The sequence below is a fragment of the Anabaenopsis sp. FSS-46 genome, from assembly GCF_029891665.1.
GTDB lineage: Bacteria > Cyanobacteriota > Cyanobacteriia > Cyanobacteriales > Nostocaceae > Anabaenopsis > Anabaenopsis arnoldii.
In genome coordinates this window covers 1-5,569 of the sequence record NZ_JANQDG010000009.1, presented here as the reverse complement: position 1 = coordinate 5,569, position 5,569 = coordinate 1, and the positions used below count along the sequence as shown (strand labels likewise).

The window sequence follows — 5,569 nt, the reverse complement described above, 5'->3', positions numbered from 1 at the left end:
TTTCAACACACTTGATGAACTTCGCGCTCGCCTCAACGAACTTCTCAGTCAAATCACATCAGAACGTGTTATTTCCTTGACTTCTTATGATTTTATTCTCGAAGCTCTTTTTTATGCAGCTTCAATGTAAATTGATATAAGGATTTGCATAACAAAGCTGTTAACTTGCTTGTTAATTCCTACAAAGTAATTTACTTACCAACCTTTGATTCTAGTCAAATGGTGATTAAAAGACGTAGTGGGAAGAAACGCAAAATCAACAGTAAGTCTGTACGGCAAATGCTCACTCTTTCTCATTACAAATTTGAGCAACATCTTAAGCAAGCTGCACAAAGAAAAGGTGTAATAGTCGTGCTTTGTAACGAATCATATACATCAAAAACCTGTGGTAACTGCGGTCATGTTCACTATAAATTAGGTGGAAACAAAGTTTTTAAATGTCCACATTGCGGAATACAGATTTCTCGTGATGTGAATGGCGCACGCAATATTTTATTGCGTGCTTTGCAAGCAACTGCCTTCACCGTGACCCATGATTCTATCGTGCTTTCTGACAAGTCAGAATTGACGTATGCCGTAGTTAATCTAGTTTAATCGCTTTAATTAGCTTAAAAGTCGCACACTGGGGTAAATCCTCATATTCATTACTGGCAAAAAAAACTGCTGCAAATACCCTCACAATTTGATACCCTAGCTTAAACAGATTTGAGAAAAGTTAAAGCGTGGAAATTCAACTTGGGCGCGGGAAAAAAGCTCGTAGAGCTTATGGAATTGATGAAATTGCTCTAGTTCCTGGTAACAGAACACTAGATCCAAGTCTGGCAGATACTAAGTGGACTATCGGCAATATTGAACGAGAAATCCCGATAATTGCCAGTGCCATGGATGGGGTAGTGGATGTGAAGATGGCTGTACGCTTGTCACAGTTAGGAGCATTAGGAGTCATCAATTTAGAAGGTATCCAAACTCGCTATGCCGACCCAGATCCGATTTTAGATCGGATTGCCTCTGTAGGGAAAAGTGAATTTGTTTCCCTTATGCAAGAACTCTATGCCGAACCGATCAAGCCGGAATTAATTGAAAAACGTATTCAGGAAATTAAACAGCAAGGTGGTATAGCCGCGGTGAGTGCAACCCCAGCCGCAGCCAGTAAATATGGTCAGGTAGTGGCAAAAGCCGGAGCAGATTTATTTTTTGTCCAGGCTACAGTAGTCTCTACAGCGCATTTATCCCCAGATTCGATAGTTACCCTTGATTTGGCAGAATTTTGCCGTTCTATGCCCATTCCGGTGGCCTTGGGCAATTGCGTCACCTATGAAGTCACCTTGAATTTACTGAAAGCCGGAGCGGCTGCGGTATTAGTAGGAATTGGACCGGGTGCGGCTTGTACCTCTCGCGGCGTTTTGGGCGTAGGTGTACCACAAGCAACGGCGATCGCTGATTGTGCCGCAGCCAGAGATGACTATTATCGGGAAACTGGTAACTATATCCCCATCATTGCCGATGGCGGTCTAATCACCGGTGGCGACATTTGTAAGTGCATCGCCTGCGGTGCTGATGGTGTGATGATTGGTTCTCCCTTTGCGAGAGCCGCGGAAGCCCCTGGCCGTGGCTATCATTGGGGAATGGCAACTCCTAGCCCAGTATTGCCCCGTGGTACGCGCATTAACGTTGGTACTACTGGCAGTCTAGAACAAATACTCATTGGTCCTGCCGGACTAGATGATGGTACTCATAATCTTTTGGGAGCCTTGAAAACTAGCATGGGTACATTAGGAGCCAAAAACATCAAAGAAATGCAGCAAGTAGAAGTGGTAATCGCTCCTTCCCTACTAACCGAGGGAAAAGTGTACCAAAAAGCCCAACAATTAGGCATGGGTAAATAAACAATCCCCCATAGGCACTAGAGAATCACTAATAAGAAATAAATTATTTAGTTTCTACCATGCCCTATACCCCATACCCAAACTCAAAGTTGGCAGAAATTTTTTTCCAGACTCTTAAAAAAATCCTGGAAAAATCCAATCTGTAGCCTACAATGGAGATAGCGGAGACGCATGTTTCCGTTCACTCCTCACACCACACTCCGCCCGGACTACTGTTCGGGCGGTTCCTTATGTTTATCCATAATTTCTTTAACTTCGTTGCAAATGTACATTCTTCACCTCTAAGCTGCTGCTTTTGCTATGGTAGAATTTTCACCAAACTCAAAAATATAATTGGCAAAGGTTTTTAGGCATGTCAGCAGCCGCACAAGTTACAGATTCTAGTTTTGATCAAGAAGTACTTCACAGCGATGTACCCGTTTTAGTTGACTTCTGGGCCCCCTGGTGCGGTCCTTGCCGCATGGTAGCTCCTGTAGTGGAGGAAATAGCCGATCAGTTTCAAGGTAAAATAAAAGTTGTGAAAGTCAATACTGATGAGAATCCTAACGTTGCTAGTAAGTACGGTATCCGCAGTATCCCCACGTTAATGATTTTTAAAGGTGGGGAGAAAGTTGATATGGTAGTTGGCGCAGTACCTAAAACTACATTAGTTAACACTTTGGAAAAATATCTTTGAAACTCAATTGGGATCAACATCCTTTTGATCCTGCCATTTGCTCTAGATTTAGATCAATATGCGAGGCGCGAAAACTCGCGTCTCCAAAAATTTTCTGTTGTGGTAAAGAGTTTGAGATGACCACTGCTAAAATAACAGGCCTTTTCTAAAAATTTACTTTCATAAATCTTTACCAACCACTAATTATCAAACACGACTGCCCAAGGCAGTTGTCTATTGCATTGCAAAATTAGGTAAAATGTAATGCCATTGTGACGAAAGTTCTCATGACCTCATCTGCGTCGTTTGAAACATTAGAGAGTCTCCAGGCGGACATCGCTGAACTATTTGACCGGTTACCAACGTTAAAAAATCGGCAACTGATTCAGCAGGCACTGGCTACTATAGTGCGTTTAGCTGACAGTGAAATTGAACGTCTGGACTGGAAAATCTTATCGGCCGCTTTAGCAGATATGGAGCGAGGTTTCCAGTTATTTTATGACTATCGACACGTCCGCAAAATAACTATCTTTGGTTCTGCTCGTCTATCCCCAGAAACACAGGAGTATCAGATAGCCCTGGAATTTGCTCGCTCTGTTTGTCAGTTAGGATTTATGGTAATGACAGGGGGTGGCGGCGGCATCATGCAGGCAGGTAACGAAGGCGCAGGGCGAAATAATTCCTTTGGCTTAAATATTCAGTTACCATTTGAGCAACAGGCAAACCCATTTATTGAGGGTGATCCTAAGCTAATCCATTTTAAGTATTTCTTCACCCGCAAACTGTTTCTCCTCAAAGAAAGTGATGCCGTGGCTTTATTTCCTGGAGGTTTTGGTACTCAAGATGAAGCTTTTGAGTGTATGACCCTCAGCCAGACGGGTAAATTTGGTCCGGTTCCTGTAGTTTTAATTGATCATCCAGGTGGAGATTATTGGCGCTCCTGGAGCGAATATATTGATAAACAACTTGTGCAGAAAGGTCTTGTCAGTCCTGAAGACCCCAGCCTTTACACAGTCACAGATAACCTGGAAGTAGCTTGTCATGCTATCACCAATTTTTATCAAGTTTACCACTCTAGCCGTTACGTAGGTGAACAGTTGGTCATTCGTCTATCAACAGATTTATCTGATGCTGCGGTGGAAAAATTAAATGCTAACTTTAGCGACATTCTGGTAAAAGGAAAAATTATCAAAAGTCAGGCTTTACCCCCAGAAAACCAAGATGAGACCGAGGAATTACCCCGTCTGGTGTTGTATTTTAACCAACGTGATTTGGGTCGCCTGTATCAAATGATTGCGGTAATTAACCAGATGGGTACACCTTCTGTGGCAGAAAAACCTCATCCAGAAAGAAAGTAGGGGCGGTTTGACAGATATTATTCCTGGTCAATACTGATCATGAGCAAAAAACTTGTATATTAGCTCAGGAAACATATAGGGGGATCAAGATGCTGGAATTATTAGGTTCGGGTTTAATTTCTCTTTGGCTGGAAATGGCTGGGGTACAAATTAAGCCCACAGAAGCTTTGGAAACTTTGGCTTTACACAATAGCCGTGGTTTAGTTCTAGCTCCTGATCCTAATCCAGTAGGGTCTACCACAGTTCAGCAATATTTACAGGAACTAATTACCACGAAATTAGTCCCGGAAAATTTGACCGAGAGTCAGGGTATTTGGTTACAGTCCGGACCTATTTTGATGGCTAATCATCAAGGTACAACACCTCTACCAGCTGCTTCTTTAACTAAGATTGCTACTTCACTTGTGGCTTTGAAAACTTGGGGGCCAGACCACCAATTTGAAACTTTGGTCAGCTCTACAGGTCCAATAGTTAACGGTGTATTGCAAGGTGATTTGGTGATTACTGGTGGTGGTGATCCCATGTTTGTTTGGGAAGAAGCCTTCGCCCTGGGTAATAGTCTCAATCAAATGGGTATTAAGCAGGTAACGGGAAATTTGGTGATCAGGGGGAATTTTGCCATGAATTTTGAACCAAATCCTATATTAGCTGCTCAGATACTCAAGCAAGCCCTAAATCATTTAAGTTGGACTCGTCAGGCAAATTACATATATTCAACCATGCCCAAGGGCACAGCTAAACCTCAAGTTGTGATTGCGGGGATTGTAAAATCAGCATCCCAACCAAAGCCCCAAGAAACCCTATTGATGCGTCGCGGTTCTTTACCTTTACACCAACTTATCAAGGAAATGAATGTTTTTAGTAACAATGTCATGGCTGAGATGTTGGCTCAATCCCTAGGAGGTACAGCGAAAATGCGATCGCAGGCTGCCAAATTTGCCGGAGTCCCGGAGGCAGAAATTCAATTAATTAATGGTTCAGGTCTGGGAGTAGACAATCGTATTTCTCCGAGGGCTGCCTGTGCTATGTTAATGGCAATTCAACGGGAAGCTACCACCCACAATATTAATGTAGCTGACTTGTTTCCTACCTCTGGATTTGACCGTCGAGGAACAATGCAAGCTAGAAATATGCCTTATGCTACTGTGATGAAAACTGGTACTTTGCGCGAGGTTAGTGCTTTGGCTGGAGTCTTCCCTACACGCGATCGCGGTTTGGTTTGGTTTGCTATTATTAACCGTGGTCCACAAATTCCAGCCTTCCGAGCTAGTCAAGATCGGTTTTTACAAGCTCTTGTCCAACGCTTGCAAGTATCTCCCAATATTCCCTCTACTATTACTCCCAACTCTCCTAAATATTCTTTACCTGAATTGGGCACACCTAGTCGTAACGCAATTTTGTTCCCTGCTAATAATCCCTGATTGGGTAGATACACTGAAACAATCAAGGATTATTAGACCCTCCTGTGGGGGTGTCAACTATTCTCTCAGAGGATGTTTGGAAAGTTATGATTAGTGTATCGAATATTGTTTGACCCCTCCCTAACCCTCCCCTTGTAAGGCTATTCATTACCCACATTTTTCTTAACAATCTTGAAACATTTATGTGGCAACGGTTTCAACGCTTGAAAATTTCCCTACTCTTGACAAAATGTACCTTATTCTTATTGA

General features: G+C 42.7%; 4 protein-coding genes and 1 pseudogene. All 5 read left to right on the top strand.

Translation table 11 applies throughout. The annotated features are described in order from the left end of the window. Positions 1-144 precede the first annotated feature (144 nt). The 5 genes and pseudogenes from NWP21_RS00870 (at position 145) to NWP21_RS00850 (ending at position 5,320) form a co-directional block, all read left to right on the top strand. Complete coding sequence (locus NWP21_RS00870; protein ID WP_280791260.1) at positions 145-594, top strand: transposase; 450 nt, start codon at positions 145-147, stop codon at positions 592-594. A gap of 128 nt (positions 595-722) precedes the next feature. Then, positions 723-1,886, top strand: a complete 1,164-nt coding sequence (locus NWP21_RS00865) for a GuaB3 family IMP dehydrogenase-related protein (RefSeq protein WP_271731356.1) — start codon at positions 723-725, stop codon at positions 1,884-1,886. A 328-nt stretch (positions 1,887-2,214) separates the two neighbouring features. Then, a pseudogene (trxA, locus tag NWP21_RS00860) lies at positions 2,215-2,562 on the top strand (thioredoxin); the annotation flags it as partial. Between the two features lie 266 nt (positions 2,563-2,828). Continuing rightward, a complete protein-coding gene (locus tag NWP21_RS00855) occupies positions 2,829-3,899 on the top strand; it encodes an LOG family protein (RefSeq protein ID WP_280791259.1) in 1,071 nt (356 codons plus the stop codon). A gap of 89 nt (positions 3,900-3,988) precedes the next feature. Further along, a complete protein-coding gene (locus NWP21_RS00850) occupies positions 3,989-5,320 on the top strand; it encodes a D-alanyl-D-alanine carboxypeptidase (protein WP_280791258.1) in 1,332 nt (443 codons plus the stop codon). Positions 5,321-5,569: the final 249 nt, after the last annotated feature.